Genomic DNA, 25,106 nt, shown 5'->3' with positions numbered 1-25,106 from the left:
GTCAAAAGTACTCCCGAGCTTCTGAAATTTAGTTATGTAATTGTTATTAAAGTATTATATAACAATGAATTTGATGTAAAGTTTGTGTTACTTATGTAAACAAAAAAAAGAGCCATTACGGCTCTTTTCTATTATTGTTTTTAAAACGTATATCCTATGTTAAAGGAGAACCCGACACCTTTTTTGAATTCTCTTAAAATTAAAGAGTCTTCTGTAATGTTTAGAGTGCTTTTGCTTCCCAACTCTTTTTTGTAACTTGGATTTAAGATGTTGTCTACTCCAAATTTAAGTTCGATACTTTTTGAAATTGAGTTAGTCCAAACAAAATCTAATTTACTAAAAGATTTCTCGTAGATATGATCAATTCCTGATGAACCTACAGCAAAAATACGATCTCCATAAACGTTGTAAACCAATGTCATTGAGTTTTTCCAATCTTTATTAAGGATGAAATCATACTTCAAATCAGAATTGATTAACCAGCTAGAAGCACCTTGCAGCTTACGGTTTGTACTGTTTTCTAATTCATTCCCTTGTTTTTTAAGGTCAATTTTAACATCAGTACTCATTAATGATGTATTAAAACCTAAAGAGAAATTAGAAAGAGATTTACTTATTCTACTCAATTGGAAAAGCATTTCTATTTCGGCACCATAAATAACCGCTTGCTCTGAGTTTTTGAAAGTTGTGATTTGACCACCGCTATTTGCAGTTGGTTTGAAAACTCTTTCAATTGGATCATTGATCATTTTTCCAAATACACCTACAGCAAACAATTCTTTGTTGTTAGGGAATAATTCATATTTGAAATCTACATTATAGTTTTCACTGTCTTTTAAATCCGGGTTTCCACTTTCTGAAGTTCCATCGGCATTGATGTAATTTATTGGTAACAACTCCATCGCAACTGGACGAGTTATTGTTTTTGCCAATGACACTCTCAAATTGCTGTTTTCATTCAAAATTCGTTTCGCGTTTATAGACGGTAAAATGTCAAGCTTGTCATCTGTCTTTTTGCGGTAAGCACTTCCAAAAGGATCTCCTTGTTGTCTGTATTTTATGGTACGAGTTGAACTTTCGCCTCTAATACCAGCATTCAAATCCCATTTTTCTCCAAGATTCATAAACAAATTGAAGTAACCTGCATTAACAAACTGATTCAATTTTACTTTATAATCTCCATTTGATTCTTCTTGAACATAAACAATTCCGTTGTTGATATCTTCGTTGATGTTTTGGCTTATAGTACTTAAATCAGCAGTATAGTTTTTCTCTAAATTCCTTCTTCCAGAAAAGAAACGGTAAGAAGATTCCATGTCATTCAGCGAGCTGTTGTATCCAATAGATAATTTGTTAGAATCTTCTTTATCTCCAAATTTTAAATTATATTCTAAAAGTGAAGAGTAATAGAAGTTTCCTTTTACATCAAGGAATTGACGGTTTAAGTTATTACCACCATAAGACATATTTATTTGGGTTTCATCTAGTTTTACACCTGTGATAAATTTTCTATCCGGTTGTTGAAAAGAAGTTTTTACATAAGAACCTCCAGCTTTTAAGGTCTGTTTTCCATCTTCAGTCAATTTATAATCCCCATACAATTGCGTGTTCCAATAGTTAGATTCTTCGTACTGGTTTAATCTAATAAGATTATTTGTCTGATTTGCTAAACTGTTTGTGTATCCTAACTGATCTTGGATTTTGCTTTCAGTTGCTTTAATCAAGAACGTGTTGAAGTTCAAGTTAAAACGGTTTGTTTTGTATTTCAAACCAGCTAAACCAGAAAAAGTAGTTTGGTAGCTGTATTGTGTATTGTATAGATTATTGTCGTAGTTTCCTTGTCCAAGATTGAAAGTTCTATCTACACCTTCTCTGTAAGAATATTTATTGTCAAAATTGAAAGACATTATATAACTAATATTTCTTTCTTTTTCAAGATTGAATTTTTGAGCATGTAAAAATCCAATGCTAGAATTCAAAGGACTTTTTGTATTGTTAACATCCCAAGATTTTTTACCAAAACCATTCTCATATTCCGCAGGAGAAAGTTTTTGTCCGCTTGGAACTGATCCAAAAATACCAGGAAGCGCTCTGTCATTACCAATAAGTCCTAAAGAACCTTTCGTTGAATTTGCATCATTAGAAAGCAAGAAATCTTGAAGATTATTGTTAGTTGTATATCCAAAACCAATATTCAGTTTAGTGATATTTTTTGGTTGAGGCGTTTCAATATTAACAGTTGCTCCTGCAAAATCTCCAGAAATATTAGGATTAAATGTTTTGTAGATATTTAATACTCCCACAACATCTGTAGGGAATAAATCCAATGGGATAATTTTCTTGAAAGGGCTGTTTGATGGGGATTGTAAATCGTTTATCAATAAGTTATTGTAACGGTCTTCTAGACCTCTAATGAACAAACCTCTTCCGTCAACTTTAGTGATTCCGGTAATTTTTGTCAAACCTTCCTCAACATCGCTAACTCCTTTACGGGCCATTTCTTGAGCACCAATACTTTGTTTAATTACAACTGCTTGTTTTTGGTCTAATAAAAGAGCTGTTTCCTTTTCTCTACTTGCTGTGTTTCTTACAATAACATCTTTCAGAGTATAGCTTCCAGAACCTAGTGCTTTGTTAATAGTTACTGTTTCATCAGCAACTACTGTCACGGGAATCTCTACAGATTCATAACCTACAAAACTAAGTTGTAATGTATAACTTCCAGGTAGTATTGTTATGGTGTATTTACCATCAATATCAGTATTAGTTCCTATATTTGTTCCTTTAATAAGAACGTTAGCAAAAGGTAATGACTGATTATTAGCATCTTTGTCTGTTAACGTTCCAGTAATAGTACCTTTACTTTGTGAGTAAGAGATCGCTGTAAGTAATAACGTGAAAAATAGTAACTTGAATTTCATTTGGTTTAAATTTTTTGCAAAGTAACGCCTGAAATGTAAAATGTAAGTTACTGACTTGTTATGGTTATGTTTTGTTTTGGGTCTTAAAATCATCCCAATATTAAATTATGGTTAACACCATCTGAATACTCCATTTATTATTACATTTACAATTCAAAAACAATTTTTGGCGCTTTATGAAGAAAAAAAACACAAAGATTCTATTAGTAGATGATGAACCGGATATCTTAGAAATTGTAGGATATAATCTCTCTCAAGAGGGGTATCAAATCGTTACGGCCGCAAATGGGAGAGAGGCAGTGGCGAAAGCTAAAAAAGAAATGCCAGACCTTATTATAATGGATGTTATGATGCCGGAAATGGATGGAATGGAAGCTTGTGAAAACATTAGAAAGATTCCGGAACTCAGTAATGTAATCATTACTTTTTTGACAGCCAGAAGCGAAGATTATTCCCAAGTTGCAGGCTTTGATGCGGGTGCGGATGATTACATCACAAAGCCAATTAAACCTAAATTATTAGTCAGTAAAGTAAAAGCATTATTACGCCGATTAAAAGAAAAAGAACAAAATAGCGAAACACTTAATGTAGGCGGAATAGAAATAAATCGCGAAGAATATAAAATCGTTAAAGATAATATTGAAATCGCATTGCCTAGAAAAGAGTTTGAATTGTTTTACCTTCTTGCTTCAAAACCTGGTAAAGTATTCAAACGTGATGAGATCTTGGACAAAGTTTGGGGAAATGAAGTAGTTGTTGGAGGAAGAACGATTGATGTTCACATCAGAAAACTAAGAGAAAAAATTGGAGAAGAATTGTTTAAAACAATAAAAGGAGTTGGCTATAAGTTTGAAGTATAAATGACAATAAATTTTAAAAAAACATATCGTTTTGCCGTAAAGTCAGCGCTTTACATTACTCTTTTTTCTACAGGATTAGTTGGTTTTCTTACGTATTTATTTTTTACTTTTTCCTATCGATTTTGTTTGATTTTTGCCATTGCGATTGCTGCATTTTCATTTTTGGTTATACAGTATCGAGTGGAGCGCTTTATATATAAAAAAGTAAAAAAAATATACGATGACGTTTCTTTATTAGAGTCAAGTACTTTTAGAAACCAACCCATTACTACAGATATGGCAACACTAACACGTGAAGTGAAAAAGTTTGCCACTGATAAAAAGTTAGAAATTGAAACTTTAAAAGTTCGTGAAGAATATAGAAGAGAGTTTCTAGGGAATGTTTCTCATGAGCTCAAAACGCCACTATTTATGGTTCAAGGGTATTTGTCAACGCTGCTTGACGGAGCTATGAGTGATAAAACAATCCGAAAAAAATATTTAGAACGTGCCGAAAAAGGAGTAGAAAGACTGATTTATATCGTACAAGATTTAGACATGATTTCGAAACTAGAAATTGGGGACTTGAACTTGGAAATTGCCGAATTTGATATTGTTAAATTAGTTCAAAATGTCTTTGATTTACTCGAAATGAAAGCTTCCAAGAAAGATATTCTGTTGATGTTTGACATGAAGTACAATAGGCATGTTATGGTCGTTGGAGATCAGGAAAAGATTCAGCAAGTAGTCATGAATCTTGTCGTAAATTCAATCAAATATGGAAAAGTAAAAGGTTCTACCGAAGTTAGTATTGAAGATTTGACTGATGAAAAAGTCATCGTTCGAGTAACTGATAATGGAGAAGGGATTGAGAAGAAAAATATTCCAAGACTTTTTGAGCGTTTTTACAGAGTTGACAAGAGCGGAGCAAGAACAGAAGGTGGTTCTGGTTTAGGTTTGTCTATTGTAAAACATATTATTGAAGCGCATGATGAGAAAATATATGTAGACAGTACATTTGGCATAGGATCTGAATTTTCTTTCACACTTGAAAAAACAAAAGCAAGTAAAAAAACAACATAAAAATCAAAGATTAATAATAGTAAAAAAAACCGATTCTTGTGAATCGGTTTTTTTATTTCTATGTATCAAAGGTTCATTATTTTCCAAAAACTTGGAACAAATTAGCCCATTCAATTTTAGAATCTAAGCGAGGCAATCCTTTATATTCCTCAATCTCCAGTATATTCTCCATTTTAAAATCATCTTGCGGTGCATAAGGAACCAAACCTTCTTTCTTTAATTTTTTGGCTAAATATTCTTGTTCATATTGACCTGGCGTTGGTATAAAAAAAGCTTTTTTTCTCAGTTGTGCTAAATCCATGATTGTAGTGTAACCCGAACGGCAAAGAACCATTTCACTTTCATTAAAAGCCTGTTCCAGTTCGGTTGAATTCATGAAGTTGTAATACGTCACATTTCTAATTGTGGTAGTTTTTTGTTCCTTTTCGATATTTCCTTCAATGAAAATTACATTGCCATTGTATTTAACGATTTCTTTTTTTAAATGTTTTTCTAGCATACCACGTTGAGGTTCGGGACCAGATAGAATCACTAGTAAATCATATTTTTTGGGCAATAGTTTCTTTTGGAGTCTGCTCAAAGGACCAATGTATTTTGTCTTGAGATTTGGATTATCAATATGGCCTAGTTTACCTGTTAGATTTGGAGTTCCGGCAAGATCAGGAACCCAGCATTCCGTATATTTTTTTATGATAGATTGATGTATTTTACTGGTGATCCAAGTGGTATTTCCGGTCATCACATTCAATTGATGGGTAATAAACACGGATGGAATTTTCTTGCTGAAAACGCCTAATCTGTTATCCGAAATAATTCCGTCTATTGCATATTTTTCAACCCAATTTTGAATTATTTTTTTTTCTTCCAGAATGGCTCTGATCATTTTTGGACCATTCTTTATTAATTTCCATTTGAAATTGGCGCCATTTTTAGCATATTCAATTTGGTAGGATGGGAGTTCCAGTGTTTGTATGTTAGGAAACTCTTTTCGCAATAATTCAAGAGCAATACCATCTGAAGCAATTATAGGGATGAAGTTGTTTTCTTGTAAAGCCCTGATGATTGGTATGCAGCGGGTGGCATGGCCTAAACCCCAGTTCAAAGGTGCAATCAAAATAGTTTTAGGGGCGGTTTTTATATCCATTTCTAATTGTATCAAATATTTTTTATAGGTGAAAGATACATAAGTTAAGGTCTTTTTGATATTTGTAAAATATTACTAAACTATTAAGTTATTAAATATTATTTCAGGATGCGACAATGGATTAAAATAAAAAAAGGCTATCTTTTTAGATAGCCTTTCCAATATATTTTCTATAAAAATTATTCTTGTATATAGGTTTTATTTCCGTTTGAGTTAATATAATATTTTCCTCCTCGAGGACCAGTATATACTTTTTTACCATTGTATTCTCCTGTTATTTTGTCAGCTACTTTAGGTGCTTTTTCGTTAGTTTCCTTGATTTTTTTTATTGATTTTGCACTTGAAGCTTTTTCTTTTACAGTTGTTTTAGCTGTTGCTGCTTTGTCTTTAGCTGTTTCTGCTTTTTCTTTAGCAGTTTTTTTAGATGCAGTTGCTTTTTCTTTAGTAGTAGCTGCTTTATCTTTGACAGTTTCGGCTTTATTTTTTACTACTTTATTTTTTGCAGTTTCCGTTTTTTCTTTAGCTGTAGTTGCTTTATCCTTTGCAGTTTCCGCTTTCTCTTTAGCTGTTTTTTTAGCTGTAGCAGCTTTTTCTTTTGCAGTTTCGGCTTTGCTTTTGGTTGTTTTTTCTTTAGCTGTAGCTGCTTTTTCTTTTGCAGTTTCCGCTTTCTCTTTAGCTGTTTTTTTAGCTGTAGCTGCTTTCTCTTTCGCTGCTTCGGCTTTTTCTTTTTTGGCTTTTGCCAATTTTTCAGTTTTAGATTTTGTTGCTTTCTTTTCAGCTGCAGTTTCTTGTGCTTGCAAGTTTACTGACAAAATAATTACAAAACACAACAACAGTAATTTTTTCATAATGATTTGATTTTAAATTTTATATAATAAAAATAATAAAAAATAATCATATTTAGAAAGTCGTTCAATGAATTATTCCAAATTCAACAATTAAAAATAAGCTCTTAATTGTACATTTCCAGTGTGAATGGCTTGGCTCGTTTCACTTTTTCTTCCTTGATAATTGAAATTAATATCTAAAAACTGTGTGATGTTTTTCTGTAAAAGCAATCTCCAAGTCAAGTTCTGCCCGGTTTGTAATCCTTCGAGCATTTGAAATCCAACCGAAGAAAACTCATTTCCTTCAAATTTATTTTGGTAAAAAGAAACTTCTCCATTCAGCGTTATTTTTTTATCGCTGGCATAAGAAAAGGCAGTTCCAAAACGGTTTTGCAACAACGTTTCGAAAACTCCAATCTGGTTTTTTTTGCTTTGTAATTCATAAAAGAGATCCCAACTGGTATTTTTAGAGAATAAATAACTGATTTTTGGCGCTAATTGGTACCCGTTAATAACATAATTTTTTTCTGGAAAATTCTCAGATTGAATAGTTGTATGGATTGTTTTGGCAAAAAAACCGAACAACCAGCTTTTTTGGTACAAATGTCCATACTGCAATTGATGTGAACTGTTTGTAGCTTCTTGCGAACCTATTGATAATAAGTTTTTGGTTTTATTTTGAAGATAAGAATAGGTAACAGAATGGTTTTGTTTTCCCCGATTGTAAAACAAACTGTTTCTTAAACTAGAATTCAGCCCCAGAACATTTTCATTAGAACTGCTAAACGGATTTAATTCAAAATTGTCTCCGTCACTTCTCGTTTTTCGATCGATTATAAAGGCGGTTTGATTATAAAAATAGGAAAGTAATTTTTTTATTCCTTTTTCATTTTGCCATTGATTCGGGTTTAAGGTCACGGATTGTGAGAACTTATTTTGATGTGTTTTTATATAAATCCGATTGGGTAAAAATACTCTGATGAATTTTGCTTGATCAATAAACGGAGCAACTTCAAACTCCTGTAATTCCTGAATTCCATTGACGTTATAATCATTCCAAGTGTAAACACCCTGACCTGCAGAAACTTCGAGATAAGTGAATTCTTGTTGCGGAATGGTTCCGGAATTCGTTTCATAAACCGTTGTGCTTTGGATTAATTGATTGAAAAAACGATCTGTGTACACTATTCTGGAATTTAATGTAGGCTCTCTTTTTCTTGTAGCATCCACAAAATCCAAGATTCTGTAATTGGCATAAAGGGACAAATCACTTCTGTTGGTTTGTATTAATTTAGATTTCAGCATCAAAGTCTGAGAAGAATTTACCCGCTGAATCAAACTCCCGACACTTCGGGATTGTAAGCTGTCATTGTTTCTTCTTAAATACCCCAATTCTACAAAAACTTTAGTGCTATCGCCACGACCGGTAAAAAAACCATACTCCGTAAATTTTTGGCTTAAAGCCGAAAACTGATTAGTTGTTTTGTTTTTTTCTTGATTGTCTTCTAATCGTAAGCTGGAACCAACCCAATTTTTATCAAAATGAAAACGCATTTGAGATTGGTTTCTTAAAAATTTAGAAGATAAAACAGTACCGTCACTTTTTAGGAAACTGCCTTGGTTTTGAAAAGTCCATTTTTTTATTCGAAACAAACCATTCAAAATATGCCTGCTGCCTGAAAAATTTTCGGAGAAATCAAGTTTTTCAAATTGATACACTACTAATCCTTTGTTGGTGGATTTTGGTTTTGGATTTAAATCCAATTGTAATCCGGAAACTAATAAACTCTGATTCCCAACAGCCGCAGTTCCTAAATTCCAATCTCTGTCAAATTCTATATTGTACAGTCGTTCCACTGATCTGAAATCTTTCTGAATGAATTGATAATTTGCAAAAGCATCTACCTGCCATTTTCTTGAAAAAAGCCGTTGTTTTGCATTGATTTTTCCTGCCAAGCCTTGGTTGTTGGTGTCATCAATGGATGAAAATAAATTTTGGTCATTATTGCTCAGACCAATTTCAAAATCGACAGTCGTTTTTTCACTAGGTTTGTATTTTCCTAAAAAGGTTGCTACTTGAATTTTTGTTGGCGCGATGAGCTGAATTATGGGTTCGTAATTTCCTTGAGGAATACCATTTATGGGCTCGATGTATTCATAAACTCGGGTAATTGTTGCCGAATTTGTCACGATATAATTTCCATTATTGGTTCCAACAAGAGTGAATCGGACATTGAATAATTCCTGTTGAGCGTCATTTGAATATTCGAAAATTTCTACGGCATTAACGAGCGTTTTTCGATACAGTACTTTGTTTTCTGAATAGGAATCAGCATACGCAGAAGGTGCTGTCATTAAATTAGGATTGTCTCCTGAATTGACTAATATCTGGGCTTGTTCTTGTGATAAATTTTGTTGTAACGGTTGATTTTTTAAGTCGTTTTCCGAATATAAATAGCCTTCAAAACTCCATTTTTCATTTTCATGTGTAGCGCCGGCATACGTCACAAAGCGAGTGTAATTCCTGTCGGAATATTGATATTCTATAGCAATTCGCATTTCGGAAGTGATGGTAAAAAGAGGCGTAAATACAATTTCACCGGCATTGTAGTCTATCGTATAATCATTGTTTTCGCCACGTTTCAGTAAAATTCCATTTACGTAAACCCGCTCTGAACCCGATACAACCAGAACATATAATTCTCCATTTTGCCCTTTTAATTTATAAGGACCTTGATTCCCTTCTTGTCCCACAAAATTGCTTTTTGCATATTGTCCTCGAACTAATGCCGCTGATGCAAATACATTCGTTTTGTTTTCTTCGGTTCCAAAGTTGAAATTAGTCGCCAGTCCTTGTACTTTTTTGTTGAAATTCAGGAATTGGGTTTTCTTGTTTTCCAGAAAAATATCTCCTGCTCGAATGTTCCATTCGTCGCTGAACAATTCCATAAAAACATTGTCAAACTGATCCAGCTTTTGTGAATAGCCGCCCTCCTGCAATGGAATATTACTGTCTTGAATGGAGGCTCTCAAACTTACTTTTTCGGAAATCTTTCCTGTGATTTGTAAATCTAAATTAGAATTCAAAACTGCATTTTGATTGTTTCCGATGGTTATGCCACGAGTAATACTTCCTGAAGTATTCAACCCGTCAAAAGGCACGTTTTTCTTTAGATTTTTCTCTTCAATTTTATACAAATTCCCAGTTCCGGCTTCATTACTGACGACTCTGCTGGGATCGTAAATGCGGTATTCTTTGGTTAGGATTTCAGGAAATTTAAGATACTGTACTGTAAGTGAATCGGAATTTAAAGCGCTGTTTTCCTTTAAAATCAGAGTTCCCTTTTTGAAATTTATTTTAAATAAAGTACTGTCGATGGATTTGCCATTGGCGTCAAGCAGTTTGAAAAAGCTGGAATTAATACTTTCTTTTTCGATATAAATTGTGTCACGGGAAGGAAGAATTTTTTTGGTTTTGTACAGCGAATTAATTTCCTGAGCATGGAGCCCAGAAAAACAGCCTATTACAATCCAAAAAAGTAATTTTTTCAACATAAATACTATAACTCGAAAGTATCAAAAGTAGTATTTATAATTCGATAATTAGAGAATGTACCAATCAGAAAATCAAGGAAAAGTTAAGTCCATATATTCTGGTTTTCAGCTATTGATTTTATGCTTTGGAACAGCAAAAAAAATGGGAATCAAATTTAATTTCGATTCCCATTTTTATTAGTATTAAAAAGTTTTTAAACTTCTTTAGTGATCACTTGCATGGTTTCACGGCTGACTTGTTTCAATAAAACGACTTTATTTTCTTCGACAGTTTGCGCTGCCTTGTCATTGAAATGTCGGATTGTATATAAGGTTACATTTTCGTCAAATTCAACTTTGAATTTTTTAGATAAAATGGCATTCAGTGCTTTAAAATTATCAAATTTATCCTCTACACATACAGAGAAACTAATGGCAGAATTCTGAATTAAGTTTACTTTTATTTTGAATTGGTGAAACAACGCAAAAATCTCGCTGATGTTTTCTTCCATGATGAAAGAGAAATCTATTGATGAAAGAGAAATCAAAAGCTGGTTTCTTTTGACAATAAAACAAGGTAAATACGGTTCTAAATCGACACCTTTAGAAACACTTGTTCCTTTTAATAATGGGTTTATAAATGATTTTACATACAAAGGAATTTCCTTTTTCTGTAAAGGTTGCAGCGTTTTTGGGTGAATAACCGTTGCGCCGTAAAAAGCTAATTCAATGGCTTCGCGATACGAAATTTGATTTAATAAACTTGCATTTTCAAAATATCTTGGGTCGGCATTCATTACTCCTGGGACATCTTTCCAGATAGTTACACTTTCAGCATTTAAGCAATAGGCAAAAATTGCAGCAGTATAATCAGAACCTTCACGACCTAAAGTGGTAGTGAAATTATTATCATCTGAACCCAAGAATCCTTGTGTGATGTTCAGGATTTTTCGTTTTACGTTTTTGGCAATGTTTTTCTGTGTCAATTCCCAATCTACTTCTGCATCTCTATAATTTGCATCTGTTTTTATGAAATTGCGAACATCCAGCCATTGTGTTTTTATTCCCATGAAATTCATGAAATGACTAAGAATAGTTGTCGAAATTAATTCACCATAACTTACAATCTGGTCGTAAACAAAATTATAATTGGGCGATTTATTATGTGTCAAGAAATATTCTAAATCAGCAAATTGAGTATTTACAGCAGCAAAAACTTGGTTTTTGTCATCTTCAAATAAATCCATCAATATTTGATTGTGGTATTTTTTTACTTCTTGTACTGATGAATTAAGCTCTGCTGATTTGTCGAAATAGTTTTTTATGACAAGTTCCAATGCATTGGTCGTTTTCCCCATTGCAGAAACCACTAACAAAACATCTTCGTAACCCACTTTTTGTAAAACGTCATATACGTTTTTAATTCCTGCGGCATCTTTTACAGAAGCTCCTCCAAATTTGAATACTCTCATATTTTTAAACAAAAATTATTCTTTACTTTATTTCAATTTATTCTCCACAAAATGGTTGATTCCTATTTCATCCATTTGTACTACATACCAATCTCTAAGCACTTTTGCACCTGATTTTTCATAGAAATCTATTGCTGGAGTATTCCAGTCCAATACATTCCATTCCACTCTTCGAACCTGATCTTTTTTACCCTGTTTTATAATTTCAGAATATAAAGCATATCCAAGTCCGGTTCCACGCATTTTGTCTTTTACCACTAAATCTTCTAAATGAATTGTTTTCCCTTTCCAAGTTGAAAAACGGTAATACCACAATGCGATACCCACGATTTCTGACTCCACTTCGGCAACAAAAACATGAAATAGAGGAACAGGGCCAAAACCATCGCGAATTAAATCGTCAACAGTTACAAGAACAGCATCTGGCTCCTTTTCAAATTCAGCCAACTCTTGGATAAGACCTAAAACAGCTTGCATATCTTGCGGGTTTCCTCTTCTAATATTCATAAATTTTTATTTTAATGATTCAAAAATGCAATAAAATAGCACTTTTACGTATTTATTTTGTGTTTTATTCAGCAAATATACAATACTGTAAAACTAAATAAATAGTATTCAAATTGTTTTCACAAAAAAAACGATATTTGTGACTTCAAAACAACTACATCGATTTCGTAATGGAAGAACGCAACAAAACACTAGGAGAATTTATCATTGAAAACCAAAATGCTTTTCAATATTCGTCAGGCGAATTATCCCGAATCATTAACTCCATCCGATTGGCTGCCAAAGTAGTCAATTATAAAGTAAACAAAGCAGGATTAGTTGATATTGTTGGGGCAGCCGGCGAGCAAAACATACAGGGTGAAGATCAGCAAAAACTGGACGTTTATGCTAATGAAGTTTTTATTCAAACTTTAATCAATCGTGAAATTGTATGTGGAATCGCTTCCGAAGAGAATGATGATTTTATCACTGTAGAAGGAAGTGACAACAGTCATAACAACAAATATGTGGTTTTAATGGATCCGCTGGACGGCTCCTCAAATATTGATGTTAATGTTTCGGTTGGAACTATATTTTCGGTTTATAGAAGAGTTACTCCAATAGGAACTCCAGTTACCATTGAAGATTTTTTGCAACCGGGAATCAATCAGGTTGCGGCAGGATATGTTATTTACGGAACCTCGACAATGTTAGTGTATACAACAGGACATGGGGTGAACGGATTTACGCTGAATCCGGCTATTGGAACCTTTTATTTATCACACCCAAAAATGCAATTCCCAACTGACGGTCATATTTATTCCATTAATGAAGGGAACTATGTTCATTTTCCGCAAGGAGTAAAAGATTATATAAAATATTGCCAGTTAGAAGAAGGAGATAGACCTTATACTTCAAGATATATAGGAAGCTTGGTTTCGGATATTCATAGAAATATGATTAAAGGCGGAATCTATTTATATCCTACAAGTTCCAAAGCACCAAAAGGAAAATTACGATTGTTGTATGAATGTAATCCGTTAGCTTTTATTGCTGAACAAGCTGGAGGAAAAGCTTCGGATGGATTTAACAGAATCATGGAAATTGAACCGACAGAATTACATGAAAGAGTGCCGTTCTTTTGCGGAAGCTATAACATGGTCGAAAAAGCGGAAGAATTCATGCATAAAGCAAAATTAAGTAAATACTAAAAACGTAGGTTTAATAAAAAAGCTCCCAGATATCTGAGAGCTTTTTTTATACTTTACAATTACTTGTTCATGTTTTGCATTTCGAAAAGGAAAGTATCTAAATCTACTTTTCTATCTACTAATTTAAGTGCTTTGTGCACAATGTAGTCTACGTTTTCAGCATTAAAGCCTAGCGCAACTCCAATTTTTCTTAATAATAATTCTTGTTTGTCACCTAACTGATGATCTACATGAACCATTCTTGCTAAATCAAACAAACGCTCCAGTCTTTGCTCATGTAAATAAGGAGGGTTTATAGGATATTTTAATGGATTTTCTAAAATTTCTTCATATTCTGCTTGAGAAATTTCTAATCGAACGGCCAGTTTGTCTAAAAATAGTTTTTCTTCCTGAGCAAACTTATCGTCAGCAAGTGCTACACGAACAATAGCTGAAAAATGACCTTTATTTCTTTGTTTGAATTCGCTATCAAATAAATCTGAAAATGACATAATTATTGTTTTTTTATCTTACAAAGATAAATCTATTTTTAAATTAATGATTTTAATTTTTTTATATTTTTTCTTTGAATTTGATCTCTTTTGAATTGTATTTATTTAAATAATCAAATCAATCATTTTCAAAATTAATCGTAAGTTTACAACCCCTTTATCAACCTAATATATTACCCATGTCAGAATTTTGGATTTACTTTCAAATAGGATTAAAACACGTTTTAGATATTCATGCATATGATCATGTTTTATTTTTAATAGCCTTGGCGATTCCTTTCTCTTTTAAAGATTGGAAGCGAATTGTGCTTCTGGTGACGCTTTTTACCATTGGACATACGATGGCTTTATTGCTTTCTGTTTTTGGTATAATTGTAATTAAAGTGAATGTGGTAGAATTATTAATTCCAATAACCATACTAATAACGGCGTTGTTTAATCTTTTTACGGCGGGAAAATCAAGCAAGAAAGAAAGTATAAATTTGGTGTTTTTCATCACGCTTTTCTTTGGAATAATTCATGGATTGGGTTTTTCAAATTATTTCAAATCGATTCTTGGAGGCGATGCTGTTTCTAAAATAGTACCATTATCAGAATTTGCATTAGGAATCGAAGCGGCACAGATTGTAGTGGTTTTTGTGGTTTTGATTTTGTCGTATATTGTTCAAACCGTTTTTAGATTTTCGAAACGTGATTGGACATTGGTAATGTCGGCATTTATAATAGGAGTAGTGATACCATTGATTGTTGAAAGTGAAATCTGGATTAGATAAAATGAACGAAAAGAAATTAAATAAATACGATAAAGCGTATCTTAGAATTGCCAAAGAATGGGGTTTACTGTCATATTGTAAACGCAAACAAGTTGGTGCGATTATTGTGCGAGATAGAATGATAATCTCTGACGGATATAACGGAACACCATCTGGTTTTGAAAATTGCTGTGAAGATGAAGAAGGATTAACGCGTTGGGATGTTTTACATGCTGAAGCAAATGCGATTCTGAAAGTGGCACGATCTACGCAATCCTGTGAAGGAGCGACTTTGTATATTACGCTATCGCCTTGTAAAGAGTGCAGCAAATTGATTCATCAATCCGGAATAAAAAGAGTGGTATATCAGAATGGTTATCGTGACGATTCAGGAATTCAGTTCCTGATAAAAGCAGGAGTAGAGGTAGAACATATCCCAGTATTAGAAGAATAATTATTGTCTTCGTATGAAATATAATGTAAAATATTTGCCCATTCTTATTTTCTCAACACTCGCTCTGGGTGTTGTGCTGGGAGGAATGTTGAATTTTCCTAATGCAGTTGATTTTGCAGACAGAAATAATTCTAGGAGCAAACTCAACAAACTGATTGATTTTATTGACAATGAATATGTCGATGATGTCAATACGGATTCTATTGTAAACCTTACCGTAGATAATATTCTGGCGCAACTCGACCCACATTCTGTTTATATTCCACCAAGCGATCAGCTGGAAGTGGTAGAAAGCATGAAAGGAAACTTCGTGGGAATAGGCGTAAACTTTTACATGTACAATGATTCAGTTGCAGTTATAAAACCAGTTGAGAATGGCCCTTCGGCAAAAGCTGGAATAAAGGCAGGCGACCGAATTTTATATGCCGATAAAACAAAATTATTTGGGCGAAAATTACCAAGTGACAGTTTGTATTCTAAATTAAAAGGAACGGTGGGTTCTGATATTGAATTGACTATCTACAGAAAATCCGAAGGCAAAAAATTAAAAGTAAAAATAAAAAGGGATGTTATTCCTCTAAAAAGCGTTGATGCCGCTTTACTTTTGAGTAATAAAACGGGCTATATAAAAATAAATAGATTTGCCGAAACTACCTATAGAGAGTTTATGGCGGGTTTAACTAAACTGAAAAAGCAAGGTGCAAAATCACTTGTAATTGATGTTCGCGATAATGGTGGCGGTTATATGGAAGAAGCAATTGCTATTGCTGATGAGTTATTGACAGACAAGCAGTTGATTGTTTTTACCAAAAATAAAAATGGGAATATAGACAAGACATTTGCAACTGCAAAAGGCAGTTTTGAAAACGGAAACGTATTTGTTTTAATCAATGAAAACAGTGCTTCAGCCAGTGAAATTCTAGCGGGCGCCATTCAGGATAATGATCGTGGAACTATTGTTGGTCGTCGTTCTTTTGGAAAAGGATTAGTGCAACGAGAAATGGATTTTGCCGATGGTTCAGCCGTTCGATTGACTATTGCCAGGTATTACACGCCAACGGGTCGCTCGATTCAAAAACCTTATTCGAAAGGAAATGAAGCTTATTTCAAAGAATCAGAAGCGCGTTTTGGAAATGGGGAATTGTATGAAAAAGACAGTATAAAAGTTTCGGATACTTTAAAATTCAAAACTAAAAAAGGTAAAATTGTTTACGGCGGTGGCGGAATTGTTCCTGATGTTTTTGTACCCTTAGAAGTAGAGCACGGAAACGAAAGTACGGCTTATTTATTGCAATCCGGAATCGTGGGTAATTCTGTTTTCGAACAATTAGATAAAAACAGAAGCGCTTTTAAAGGACTTAATTTCGAACAATTTAAAACTAAAATGAATGAAACGGATTTGTATTTTAATTTGTTTCAAAAGTTTATTTTCGGAAACGGATTAGATTTGAATTTTGGAAAGAGCAAGTCGTTGGTAAAAAGATATTTGACCGCTGAATTTGCCCGACAATTGTATGGGGAAAGCTATTATTATGAGATTGTATTGAAAGAAGATGCGATGATTAAGGCGGTATTAGAAAAAAAATAATCAATATATTTCATAGTATGGAAAGTAAGTTTTCTGGAATGACAGTTAATGAACGTTTGTATGTTGGAGGTCTTATGAATGATTTTGATAATTGTCTGAAACAAAAAGATGTTGAAGGAATTAAATCTATTTTAAAGAAAGTTGAACTAAATGAAGAATCGATTTTTGATATAGTTAATAGCTTAGAAATTGATCGTTAGCTAAAAGTTTTATACTTGATTTTGTTTATTGTTAAAAAATGACAACTAAATTTCATTGTCCCAGTCTTTTCTATACCGAATGAGTTCTTCGTCTATCATTTTTTTAGACGTGTTTAATAGATAGGCCGCATCTTCAGAATAAATAGGCGAAAAAAAAGTTATTTTAATTTCAGTAGTCCATTTTCCAAAACACTTTAAAAAATGTGGAATAAAAGTGCCGTCTCCCACAAAGGCATCTGTTTTTTCTTTATAATCAATGGCAATAGGAATAACCGCTGCTTTAATTTTAGTAGCCATCACAAAGGAACCGTAATTGAAATCTACAGTGGTTGGCAAAACATCTGTTGTGCCTTCCGGAAAATTAATGATAGAATATCCTTTTGCTAGAACATCTCGAATATTTTCGGCAGTTTCTTGTCTGCTTTTTGTGCACTTTCTGTCTACAAATAAAACACCTGATATTTTACAGATGTAACCAATCATTGGCCATGATGAAACTTCTTTTTTGCCTACAGGAAAAGCATGTATTTGATTTACAATAACGATTGGGTCAAAATAGGAGCGATGATTGGCTACTATTAATCCTTGTATAGTAGGTTTTTCGCCGTAAATGATAGTTCGGATACCTAAAATATAATTGGATACCTGAATTAAAAAATCGCGCAGATGAAGTGCTCTTTTGGAATTCATTTCTTCACTACAAAAGAAACTTGTCAAATAGAAAAGAATTGAAAAAAAGGAAACAAATACTATAAAAATGATGAGTCTGGTCAAGCCCAATAATAGTGATAACATAAAATAGTGTATTGAAAATGTAAACCTACTACTATTTTTCTAGAGATTTTTCAGAATGAAATTCTATTTACCTGATACTATCGTGAGCATGAGTTTGCACGCCGTTATTCCATAAGGTGAGAATATCTGTTGCAACAGCGGCACCGCTTCCAGAAGCAATGGCGAGTTGGCTTCTCCATCCTGCTAAAGTTCCTATGACATAAATTCCATCGGCGACTTTGTGGTCGTTATTTTTAAGTTGGATTCGTTGTTTTTCAGGAAGGGATTTTTGATGAGGCTCTACATAATGCATCAATCCATCAATTGCAAAAGTATTTGCGGAGCCTATGCCTATGACGATTGATTTTGTTTGGTAAGAATTTCTGTTTGTAATGACTATGAATTCCGGAAATTGCCCTTCAATTTTCAGTACTTTTTCATCTGGAATTTGAGTGATATGAGGATAAGCTTTTGAAAGATGTTCCGTGCTTTCCTTCAATAATTCAGAGCCTAATTTGCCTGGAGCGATTCCATAAGCATTATAAAACAGAGCTTCTTGAAGAGATGATGCTTTTTGATGGGTGAAAATGCCAATACTTTTGTCAGAGACAAAGGATTTGTTTTTTGCAGAACCCAAAACGAGTGCGCAGGATATTCCAGAAACGCCACCGCCAACTATGAGAACATCAAACATTATTACAGTTGGTCATTTGATTTTTCTTCAATCTTTTTTGCCATTTTAAAAATCAGAAGAATCAAAACGGCACAGAAAGAAGCAGCAATTCCAATAAAAGCAACTACGCTATCTCCTTGAAATGGATTTCTAAAGTCCAACAAAGTAACATTAAATATGATTAGCGCTATTGCTAAAAACACCAAGATGTTAGTGAAAATTTTCATAATACATTTTTGTTTTTGATATAAAAGAAACAGATTTTTTATTTTAGAAACACTTGTCGGTTCAAAAATCAGATTACCTTTTAAAGGTATCTTAGGGGTAAATTTATGAAAATTTATTTTAGACGAACAAACCTTTAACATTCGCAGCGAATAATTTAACAGCAATTGCAAGAAGTACTACGCCAAAAGTCTTTCTAATAACGCCAAGTCCATTTTCTCCTAGTATTTTTTCAATTTTGGAGGATGATTTCAAAACGATATATACTAGTATAATATTCAAAATTATTGCGATGACAATATTTATGGTAAAAAACTGGGAACGTAAAGAGAGTAAAGTAGTCATTGTTCCTGCTCCGGCTATCAAAGGAAACGCTAAAGGAACAATAGATGCAGAACTCGCTTCTTCATCGCGATAAAGCCGAATACCTAAAATCATTTCCAACGCCAGAAAGAATAATACAAAGGAACCGGCAACGGCAAATGAGTTTACATCAATCCCTATTAAATTCAGTAATTCCTCTCCCACAAAAAGAAAAACAATCATGATTATACCGGCTACTATCGAAGCTTTTTCGGATTCGATATGTCCATGTTTTGATCTTAGATCAACAATGATAGGGATAGTTCCCACGATATCAATTACAGCGAAAAGTACCATTCCAACCGTAATTATTTCTCTAAAATCGATTTCAAACATAATTTTTTTGTTTGCAAAGTTAAACTTTTCGGTAGATTTTTGATTAAAATTAAATTTTATTACAACAATTCTGATGCATTTTTTTATAGACTGATTTTCAATTGATTTCTTGTTTGTTGTGATTGTATGTTTCTAACAATTAGTTTGTTAGCATTCTTTAAAAGTAGATTGTTTCGTTGGTTTTTCAAAAAGTTAAAGTTGATTTTTATCTAAAAGATTACAACTTACTTTGACTACCTTTGCACTTTATAATCTCAGTATCCCAAAATAATGTTTCAATTAGGAAAAACCATCGTCTCAGAAGACATACTCGAAAAAGATTTTGTTTGCAATTTGTCAGCCTGTAAAGGAGCTTGTTGTGTTGATGGCGATGCGGGAGCACCATTGAGTCTTGAGGAAACTAAGATATTAGAAGAAATTTATCCTAAAGTAAGACCATTTTTACGCAAACAAGGAATTGCTGCCATTGAAGCGCAAGGAACTTGGACAAAAGGAACTGATGGTGATCTTGAAACACCGCTTATTGACAATAAAGATTGTGCTTACGTAATGTTTGACGGCAAAACGGCTTTATGCGGAATCGAGCAAGCGTATAATCAAGGTGTAATTGACTGGAAAAAACCTGTTTCTTGTCATTTGTATCCTATTCGTGTGAAAGATTTCACGGAGTTTGCTGCCGTTAATTATGACAAATGGGACATTTGTGATCCGGCCTGTTCCTTAGGTCAGGAACTTGAGGTGCCAGTGTATAAATTTGTCAAAGAAGCGTTGGTTAGAAGGTTTGGTGAGGACTGGTATGCGGAGCTTGAAATAGTCGCGCAAGAACTCAAAAAATAAATCTAAAATAAATTCAAATTTTCTTGTTTGCTGTTTTTAAAATCCTATATTTTACGGTACTTCATCTCTTTTTTTAAATTTTAAAATACTGATTTCTAGTCGTTTAAAATACTTATGAAAAATGTCTCAATTTTTTTCGTTTGTTAAAAACTATGGCCGATTGTGAATAAGTTTGACTTTTAATTCCGGCAATATTTCACAATCTTTGTAATCCACAGAAAGCATAAAATTTCGTTAAAATCTCAAAAAAACAAACTACTATAATGGCACAACTTGAACCAATTTTACAAGAAAATAAAAATCGTTTCGTAATTTTTCCTATCAAACACCATGATATTTGGGAGTTTTATAAAAGTATGGAAGCTAGTTTTTGGACTGCTGAAGAAATCGATTTGTCACAAGATTTAAATGACTGGAATAATAAACTTTCTGATGATGAACGTTATTTTGTAAAACACATTCTTGCTTTTTTTGCTGCTTCTGACGGAATTGTAAATGAGAATTTAGCTGAAAATTTTGTGAACGAAGTGCAATATGCTGAAGCAAAATTCTTTTACGGTTTTCAAATCATGATGGAGAACATTCATAGTGAAACGTATTCGTTGTTGATTGATACCTATGTGAAAGATGAAGCTGAGAAAGATGAATTATTTAATGCTTTAGAAGTTTTTCCGGCAATTAAGAAAAAAGCGGACTGGGCATTAAAATGGATTGAATCTGATTCGTTTGCAGAGCGTTTGATTGCTTTTGCAGCTGTGGAAGGGATTTTCTTTTCGGGAGCATTTTGTTCTATTTATTGGTTGAAAAAACGTGGATTAATGCCAGGATTGACGTTTTCTAACGAATTGATTTCTCGTGACGAAGGTGTTCACTGTGATTTTGCAGTGCATTTACACAACCATCACTTGGTAAACAAAGTGCCAAAAGAAAGAATCAGAAGTATTATTGTGGACGCTTTGAATATTGAAAGAGAATTTATCACTGAATCGCTACCTGTAAGTTTAATAGGGATGAATGCGGTGTTAATGACACAATATTTAGAATTTGTTGCGGACCGTTTATTAGTGGAATTAGGTTGCGACAGAGAGTACAATACTTCAAATCCTTTTGATTTTATGGACATGATTTCACTTCAAGGAAAAACAAACTTCTTTGAAAAGAAAGTTGCCGAATATCAAAAAGCAGGTGTTATGAATACCGATGAAGATGCTCAGAAAATATCTTTTGACGCTGATTTTTGATTTTTTTAAACCATTAAGGAATTAAGGTTTATTAAGTTTTAATTTATCTAAATATGTTGGTGTTAAAGAAACATTTTAATTTTTTAAATCTTAAATGATTTACTGATTTTTATTTTTCAGATACTGATTAGCCCCGATGGAAGGGAATATCCTTTTTGTTTTTTCTTTAAAAACAAAAAGATTACCTCACTTTACTTTTATTTCCATAGGAGTTCAGTGAATTTCATTTGGAATGGCAGCGGGATTAGCTTCCCAAAAAAAATTAACAAATACCCAAAAAAATAGAAAAGGGATTTTCTGTTTTTTAAAAACAATTGAGCTTATGTATGTAATTAAGAGAGATGGCCACAAAGAGCCGGTAATGTTCGACAAAATCACAGATAGAATTAAAAAACTATGCTATGGTTTAAATGATTTGGTTGATGCTGTGAAAGTGGCAATGCGCGTAATTGAAGGACTTTATGATGGTGTGTCGACATCGGAGTTGGATAATCTTGCTGCCGAAACTGCTGCGTCAATGACTATTGCGCATCCTGATTATGCACAGTTAGCCGCTCGTATTGCAATCTCAAATTTACATTCGAATACAAAAAAATCATTTTCGGAAACGATGAATGATATGTTCAATTATGTAAATCCAAGAAACGGTCAATATGCTCCGTTACTTTCTGAGGAAGTGCATAAAGTGATTATGGATAATGCGGAGTTTTTAGACTCACATATTATATACAATAGAGATTTCAACTACGATTATTTTGGTTTTAAAACCTTAGAAAGATCGTATTTGCTAAAAATAAACGGTAAAATCGTGGAGCGTCCACAGCACATGTTAATGCGTGTTTCTGTTGGAATTCACTTAGACGATTTAAAATCGGTGATTGAAACCTACGACTTAATGTCGAAAAAGTTCTTTACGCATGCAACTCCTACATTATTCAATGCAGGAACTCCAAAACCTCAAATGTCTTCTTGTTTCCTTTTGGCAATGCAAGATGATAGTATTGACGGGATTTATGACACGTTGAAACAAACGGCTAAAATCTCGCAATCAGCGGGTGGAATTGGGCTTTCTATTCACAATGTGAGAGCGACTGGTTCTTACATACGTGGGACAAACGGAACGTCTAACGGAATTGTTCCGATGTTGCGTGTTTTCAATGATACCGCAAGATATGTGGATCAAGGAGGAGGAAAACGTAAAGGAAGTTTTGCTATTTATATTGAAACTTGGCATGCGGATATCTTTGAATTCCTAGACTTGAAAAAGAATACCGGAAAAGAAGAAATGCGTGCTAGAGATTTGTTCTTCGCGATGTGGACTTCGGATTTGTTTATGAAACGTGTGCAGGAAGATAGTTATTGGACGTTGATGTGTCCTAATGAATGTCCAGGATTGTATGATGTGTATGGGGAAGAATTTGAAGCGATGTACATTGATTACGAGAAACGTGGAAAAGGTAGAAAAACCATCAAAGCACATGAATTGTGGGAGAAAATTCTAGAATCGCAAATCGAAACTGGAACCCCTTACATGTTGTATAAAGATGCAGCCAACAGAAAATCAAACCAAAAAAATCTAGGTACGATTCGTTCTTCGAATTTGTGTACGGAGATTATGGAATATACTTCTAAAGATGAAATCGCGGTTTGTAACCTGGCTTCACTTTCGTTGCCAATGTTTGTGGAAAACAAAAAATTCAATCACGACTTGTTGTTCAGTGTTACCAAACGCGTAACCAGAAACTTGAATAAAGTGATTGACAGAAATTATTATCCGGTAAAAGAAGCTGAAAACTCTAATATGCGTCACAGACCTGTTGGTCTTGGAGTACAAGGATTAGCCGATGCTTTCATTATGTTGCGTTTGCCTTTTACGAGCGACGAAGCTAAAAAAATGAACCAGGAGATATTCGAAACTCTATATTTTGCAGCTGTTACCGCTTCAATGGAAATGGCCAAAGAAGAAGGACCATATTCTACTTTTGAAGGTTCGCCAATGTCACAAGGAGAATTTCAGTTCAATTTGTGGGGAATGAAAGATGAAGAGTTATCTGGTCGTTGGGACTGGGCTTCATTAAGAAAAGAAGTGATGGAACACGGAGTGAGAAACTCATTGTTAGTAGCTCCAATGCCAACAGCTTCGACTTCTCAAATATTGGGTAACAACGAAGCATTCGAACCATACACTTCTAATATTTACACGAGAAGAGTACTTTCGGGAGAATTTATTGTGGTAAACAAACACTTGTTACACGATTTAGTGGAGCGTGGTTTGTGGAACGAAACTTTGAAACAAGAATTAATGCGTAATAACGGTTCAGTTCAAGCGCTGGACATTCCACAAGACTTGAAAGAATTGTACAAAACTGTTTGGGAAATGTCGATGAAAGACATTATCGATATGTCACGTCAACGTGGTTATTTTGTGGATCAATCGCAATCATTGAACTTATTTATGCAAAATGCAAATTATTCTAAATTGACATCGATGCACTTCTACGCTTGGCAATCCGGATTGAAAACGGGAATGTATTATTTAAGAACAAAAGCTGCGGTAGATGCGATTAAATTTACATTGAACAATGATAAAAAAGCAGAGCCAATCGAAATCAAAGAGCAGTCAATCGCTGTTCCTGCAGTTGCAGAAGCAGTAGAAATGACTGCCGATGAATACAGAGCAATGATTGAGTTATCTAAAAATGCAGGTCCAGACGAATGTGAAATGTGTGGCAGTTAAAGATTTCAGAATGATGATTAACGATTTTTGATTGAATCGTAATAAATAAAATTTTTGTCATTTAGGTGAAAAAGAAATATTAAGCAGCTATTGTAATGATAGCTGCTTTTTTTTTTTGGAGCTATTTACTTCATCAGTTCGCTTCGCTCGTGTCCCGCTTTTCGTTGCAAATGAAATTCACTTAATTCCTATGTAAATAAAAGTATAGTGAGGTAATCTTTTTATTCGCCGAAAAGGTGAACAAAAAGGATTTTCACTGCAATCAGGGCTAAAATACCAAGAGCTAGCAGTCTAAATTTGTAAATAATTCACTATATTTGAGATAGTTATTATTGTTAAAGTTTTTTTTGTAATAATCAAAAATAATAAAAATGGAAAATAAAAAATTTACTGTTACAGATGATTTATTAGCTTCCAAAAACCAGCGTTTCCTAAATTTTCTTATCGATATATTGATTGTCTATATTATTGAAATCACTATTGGTACGACCATAATTTTAATTGGAGATTTGACTCGAAGTGATACAGCGTCAAATTGGGTTTCCTCATTAAGCGCAGTTGAAAGTTTCTTTTTTGGATTAGTTATACTTTTTTTTTACTACGGATTGACTGAAATGTATTTCTCCAGAACCTTCGGGAAGTATTTCACGAAAACACTAGTTGTAAAGTATGATGGTTCAAGACCCAATATGAAAAGCATTATTATACGAACACTTTCTAGATTAATTCCTTTGGAACCTTTTTCATTTTTAATTGCTGAGCGAGGATGGCACGATACATTATCGGTTACGTATGTGGTGAAAAAGCATGAGTTTGTTGCCAAAAAGAAATTGCTTGATCCATCTGATGAAATCGTAGTTTGATATTATTTTTTTTTCTAAAAAGAAAACCCAGTAGATTTTTAAATCTACTGGGTTT

22 protein-coding genes are annotated in these 25,106 nt (G+C 33.5%); 11 read left to right on the top strand and 11 right to left on the bottom strand.

Translation table 11 applies throughout. The features are described 5' to 3' along the window. Positions 1 to 140: 140 nt before the first annotated feature. On the bottom strand, positions 141 to 2,921 hold the full coding sequence (locus ACNQF8_RS02785) for a TonB-dependent receptor (RefSeq protein ID WP_417950706.1): 2,781 nt from the start codon (positions 2,919 to 2,921) through the stop codon (positions 141 to 143). Positions 2,922 to 3,097: 176 nt separating this feature from the next. Between ACNQF8_RS02785 and ACNQF8_RS02780 the strand changes: the two genes are divergently transcribed. Both ACNQF8_RS02780 and ACNQF8_RS02775 read left to right on the top strand, forming a co-directional pair. Beyond that, complete coding sequence (locus tag ACNQF8_RS02780; protein WP_315209432.1) at positions 3,098 to 3,781, top strand: response regulator transcription factor; 684 nt, start codon at positions 3,098 to 3,100, stop codon at positions 3,779 to 3,781. Then, on the top strand, positions 3,782 to 4,843 hold the full coding sequence (locus tag ACNQF8_RS02775) for a sensor histidine kinase (RefSeq protein ID WP_417950705.1): 1,062 nt from the start codon (positions 3,782 to 3,784) through the stop codon (positions 4,841 to 4,843). It begins immediately after the preceding gene. Positions 4,844 to 4,919: 76 nt separating this feature from the next. Here the strand turns inward: ACNQF8_RS02775 and ACNQF8_RS02770 are convergent, their stop codons facing one another. From ACNQF8_RS02770 to ACNQF8_RS02750, 5 genes are all read right to left on the bottom strand, one after another. After that, positions 4,920 to 5,987: a glycosyltransferase gene (locus tag ACNQF8_RS02770; RefSeq protein WP_417952855.1), complete on the bottom strand. Its 1,068-nt coding sequence runs from the start codon at positions 5,985 to 5,987 to the stop codon at positions 4,920 to 4,922. 179 nt (positions 5,988 to 6,166) lie between these two features. Continuing rightward, positions 6,167 to 6,835, bottom strand: a complete 669-nt coding sequence (locus ACNQF8_RS02765; protein ID WP_417950703.1) for a hypothetical protein — start codon at positions 6,833 to 6,835, stop codon at positions 6,167 to 6,169. Between the two features lie 90 nt (positions 6,836 to 6,925). Next, on the bottom strand, positions 6,926 to 10,369 hold the full coding sequence (locus ACNQF8_RS02760; RefSeq protein WP_417952854.1) for a hypothetical protein: 3,444 nt from the start codon (positions 10,367 to 10,369) through the stop codon (positions 6,926 to 6,928). A gap of 194 nt (positions 10,370 to 10,563) precedes the next feature. Then, positions 10,564 to 11,820, bottom strand: a complete 1,257-nt coding sequence (locus ACNQF8_RS02755) for an aspartate kinase (RefSeq protein ID WP_417950701.1) — start codon at positions 11,818 to 11,820, stop codon at positions 10,564 to 10,566. A gap of 27 nt (positions 11,821 to 11,847) precedes the next feature. Beyond that, positions 11,848 to 12,327, bottom strand: a complete 480-nt coding sequence (locus tag ACNQF8_RS02750; RefSeq protein WP_315209414.1) for a GNAT family N-acetyltransferase — start codon at positions 12,325 to 12,327, stop codon at positions 11,848 to 11,850. A 170-nt stretch (positions 12,328 to 12,497) separates the two neighbouring features. Here ACNQF8_RS02750 and fbp point away from each other — a divergent pair, with 170 nt between their 5' ends. Continuing rightward, positions 12,498 to 13,517 carry a class 1 fructose-bisphosphatase gene (gene fbp, locus ACNQF8_RS02745; RefSeq protein ID WP_282714307.1) on the top strand — a complete coding sequence of 340 codons (1,020 nt, stop codon included), beginning with the start codon at positions 12,498 to 12,500 and terminating at the stop codon, positions 13,515 to 13,517. A 59-nt stretch (positions 13,518 to 13,576) separates the two neighbouring features. On the opposite strand, the gene ACNQF8_RS02740 is transcribed toward fbp, so the two are convergent. Beyond that, positions 13,577 to 14,008, bottom strand: a complete 432-nt coding sequence (locus ACNQF8_RS02740; protein WP_417952853.1) for a TerB family tellurite resistance protein — start codon at positions 14,006 to 14,008, stop codon at positions 13,577 to 13,579. A gap of 179 nt (positions 14,009 to 14,187) precedes the next feature. Between ACNQF8_RS02740 and ACNQF8_RS02735 the strand changes: the two genes are divergently transcribed. The 4 genes from ACNQF8_RS02735 to ACNQF8_RS02720 are packed head-to-tail and all read left to right on the top strand — an operon-like array spanning position 14,188 to position 17,002. Continuing rightward, positions 14,188 to 14,781: a HupE/UreJ family protein gene (locus ACNQF8_RS02735; protein ID WP_417950699.1), complete on the top strand. Its 594-nt coding sequence runs from the start codon at positions 14,188 to 14,190 to the stop codon at positions 14,779 to 14,781. 1 nt (position 14,782) lies between these two features. Then, positions 14,783 to 15,214, top strand: coding sequence for a deoxycytidylate deaminase (locus ACNQF8_RS02730; protein WP_114753665.1), 432 nt, complete (start codon positions 14,783 to 14,785; stop codon positions 15,212 to 15,214). Positions 15,215 to 15,227: 13 nt separating this feature from the next. Beyond that, on the top strand, positions 15,228 to 16,802 hold the full coding sequence (locus ACNQF8_RS02725; RefSeq protein WP_417950698.1) for a S41 family peptidase: 1,575 nt from the start codon (positions 15,228 to 15,230) through the stop codon (positions 16,800 to 16,802). Between the two features lie 17 nt (positions 16,803 to 16,819). Then, positions 16,820 to 17,002 (top strand): hypothetical protein, encoded by a 183-nt coding sequence (locus ACNQF8_RS02720; RefSeq protein ID WP_417950697.1) that lies wholly within the window; start codon positions 16,820 to 16,822, stop codon positions 17,000 to 17,002. A 45-nt stretch (positions 17,003 to 17,047) separates the two neighbouring features. Here ACNQF8_RS02720 and ACNQF8_RS02715 read toward each other — a convergent pair whose 3' ends face one another. The 4 genes from ACNQF8_RS02715 to ACNQF8_RS02700 all read right to left on the bottom strand — a co-directional run bounded on the left by ACNQF8_RS02715 (position 17,048) and on the right by ACNQF8_RS02700 (position 19,373). Further along, complete coding sequence (locus ACNQF8_RS02715; protein WP_417983454.1) at positions 17,048 to 17,797, bottom strand: lysophospholipid acyltransferase family protein; 750 nt, start codon at positions 17,795 to 17,797, stop codon at positions 17,048 to 17,050. A 67-nt stretch (positions 17,798 to 17,864) separates the two neighbouring features. Beyond that, positions 17,865 to 18,470, bottom strand: coding sequence for an FAD-dependent oxidoreductase (locus ACNQF8_RS02710; RefSeq protein ID WP_417952851.1), 606 nt, complete (start codon positions 18,468 to 18,470; stop codon positions 17,865 to 17,867). A gap of 2 nt (positions 18,471 to 18,472) precedes the next feature. Beyond that, a complete protein-coding gene (locus ACNQF8_RS02705) occupies positions 18,473 to 18,676 on the bottom strand; it encodes a hypothetical protein (protein WP_099714232.1) in 204 nt (67 codons plus the stop codon). Between the two features lie 118 nt (positions 18,677 to 18,794). Then, positions 18,795 to 19,373, bottom strand: a complete 579-nt coding sequence (locus ACNQF8_RS02700; RefSeq protein WP_417950694.1) for a MarC family protein — start codon at positions 19,371 to 19,373, stop codon at positions 18,795 to 18,797. 270 nt (positions 19,374 to 19,643) lie between these two features. Here ACNQF8_RS02700 and ACNQF8_RS02695 point away from each other — a divergent pair, with 270 nt between their 5' ends. The 4 genes from ACNQF8_RS02695 (at position 19,644) to ACNQF8_RS02680 (ending at position 25,051) form a co-directional block, all read left to right on the top strand. After that, positions 19,644 to 20,210, top strand: coding sequence for a DUF3109 family protein (locus ACNQF8_RS02695; protein WP_417950693.1), 567 nt, complete (start codon positions 19,644 to 19,646; stop codon positions 20,208 to 20,210). A 263-nt stretch (positions 20,211 to 20,473) separates the two neighbouring features. Beyond that, positions 20,474 to 21,451 (top strand): ribonucleotide-diphosphate reductase subunit beta, encoded by a 978-nt coding sequence (locus ACNQF8_RS02690; RefSeq protein WP_315209387.1) that lies wholly within the window; start codon positions 20,474 to 20,476, stop codon positions 21,449 to 21,451. 322 nt (positions 21,452 to 21,773) lie between these two features. After that, positions 21,774 to 24,188 carry a ribonucleoside-diphosphate reductase subunit alpha gene (locus ACNQF8_RS02685; protein ID WP_417950692.1) on the top strand — a complete coding sequence of 805 codons (2,415 nt, stop codon included), beginning with the start codon at positions 21,774 to 21,776 and terminating at the stop codon, positions 24,186 to 24,188. A 371-nt stretch (positions 24,189 to 24,559) separates the two neighbouring features. Next, positions 24,560 to 25,051, top strand: coding sequence for an RDD family protein (locus ACNQF8_RS02680; RefSeq protein WP_417950691.1), 492 nt, complete (start codon positions 24,560 to 24,562; stop codon positions 25,049 to 25,051). Positions 25,052 to 25,106 lie beyond the last annotated feature (55 nt).

It is taken from the genome of Flavobacterium labens, assembly GCF_048286755.1.
In the GTDB taxonomy this organism is placed as follows: Bacteria; Bacteroidota; Bacteroidia; order Flavobacteriales; family Flavobacteriaceae; genus Flavobacterium.
This window is presented reverse-complemented; position numbering and strand designations above follow the sequence as displayed.

Bases quoted from the DNA above. Each gene is read 5' to 3' on its own strand.
- ACNQF8_RS02785 (WP_417950706.1), bottom strand. From the start codon at position 2,921: ATGAAATTCAAGTTACTATTTTTCACGTTATTACTTACAGCGATCTCT.
- ACNQF8_RS02780 (WP_315209432.1), top strand. From the start codon at position 3,098: ATGAAGAAAAAAAACACAAAGATTCTATTAGTAGATGATGAACCGGAT.
- ACNQF8_RS02775 (WP_417950705.1), top strand. From the start codon at position 3,782: ATGACAATAAATTTTAAAAAAACATATCGTTTTGCCGTAAAGTCAGCG.
- ACNQF8_RS02770 (WP_417952855.1), bottom strand. From the start codon at position 5,987: ATGGATATAAAAACCGCCCCTAAAACTATTTTGATTGCACCTTTGAAC.
- ACNQF8_RS02765 (WP_417950703.1), bottom strand. From the start codon at position 6,835: ATGAAAAAATTACTGTTGTTGTGTTTTGTAATTATTTTGTCAGTAAAC.
- ACNQF8_RS02760 (WP_417952854.1), bottom strand. From the start codon at position 10,369: ATGTTGAAAAAATTACTTTTTTGGATTGTAATAGGCTGTTTTTCTGGG.
- ACNQF8_RS02755 (WP_417950701.1), bottom strand. From the start codon at position 11,820: ATGAGAGTATTCAAATTTGGAGGAGCTTCTGTAAAAGATGCCGCAGGA.
- ACNQF8_RS02750 (WP_315209414.1), bottom strand. From the start codon at position 12,327: ATGAATATTAGAAGAGGAAACCCGCAAGATATGCAAGCTGTTTTAGGT.
- fbp (WP_282714307.1), top strand. From the start codon at position 12,498: ATGGAAGAACGCAACAAAACACTAGGAGAATTTATCATTGAAAACCAA.
- ACNQF8_RS02740 (WP_417952853.1), bottom strand. From the start codon at position 14,008: ATGTCATTTTCAGATTTATTTGATAGCGAATTCAAACAAAGAAATAAA.
- ACNQF8_RS02735 (WP_417950699.1), top strand. From the start codon at position 14,188: ATGTCAGAATTTTGGATTTACTTTCAAATAGGATTAAAACACGTTTTA.
- ACNQF8_RS02730 (WP_114753665.1), top strand. From the start codon at position 14,783: ATGAACGAAAAGAAATTAAATAAATACGATAAAGCGTATCTTAGAATT.
- ACNQF8_RS02725 (WP_417950698.1), top strand. From the start codon at position 15,228: ATGAAATATAATGTAAAATATTTGCCCATTCTTATTTTCTCAACACTC.
- ACNQF8_RS02720 (WP_417950697.1), top strand. From the start codon at position 16,820: ATGGAAAGTAAGTTTTCTGGAATGACAGTTAATGAACGTTTGTATGTT.
- ACNQF8_RS02715 (WP_417983454.1), bottom strand. From the start codon at position 17,797: ATGTTATCACTATTATTGGGCTTGACCAGACTCATCATTTTTATAGTA.
- ACNQF8_RS02710 (WP_417952851.1), bottom strand. From the start codon at position 18,470: ATGTTTGATGTTCTCATAGTTGGCGGTGGCGTTTCTGGAATATCCTGC.
- ACNQF8_RS02705 (WP_099714232.1), bottom strand. From the start codon at position 18,676: ATGAAAATTTTCACTAACATCTTGGTGTTTTTAGCAATAGCGCTAATC.
- ACNQF8_RS02700 (WP_417950694.1), bottom strand. From the start codon at position 19,373: ATGTTTGAAATCGATTTTAGAGAAATAATTACGGTTGGAATGGTACTT.
- ACNQF8_RS02695 (WP_417950693.1), top strand. From the start codon at position 19,644: ATGTTTCAATTAGGAAAAACCATCGTCTCAGAAGACATACTCGAAAAA.
- ACNQF8_RS02690 (WP_315209387.1), top strand. From the start codon at position 20,474: ATGGCACAACTTGAACCAATTTTACAAGAAAATAAAAATCGTTTCGTA.
- ACNQF8_RS02685 (WP_417950692.1), top strand. From the start codon at position 21,774: ATGTATGTAATTAAGAGAGATGGCCACAAAGAGCCGGTAATGTTCGAC.
- ACNQF8_RS02680 (WP_417950691.1), top strand. From the start codon at position 24,560: ATGGAAAATAAAAAATTTACTGTTACAGATGATTTATTAGCTTCCAAA.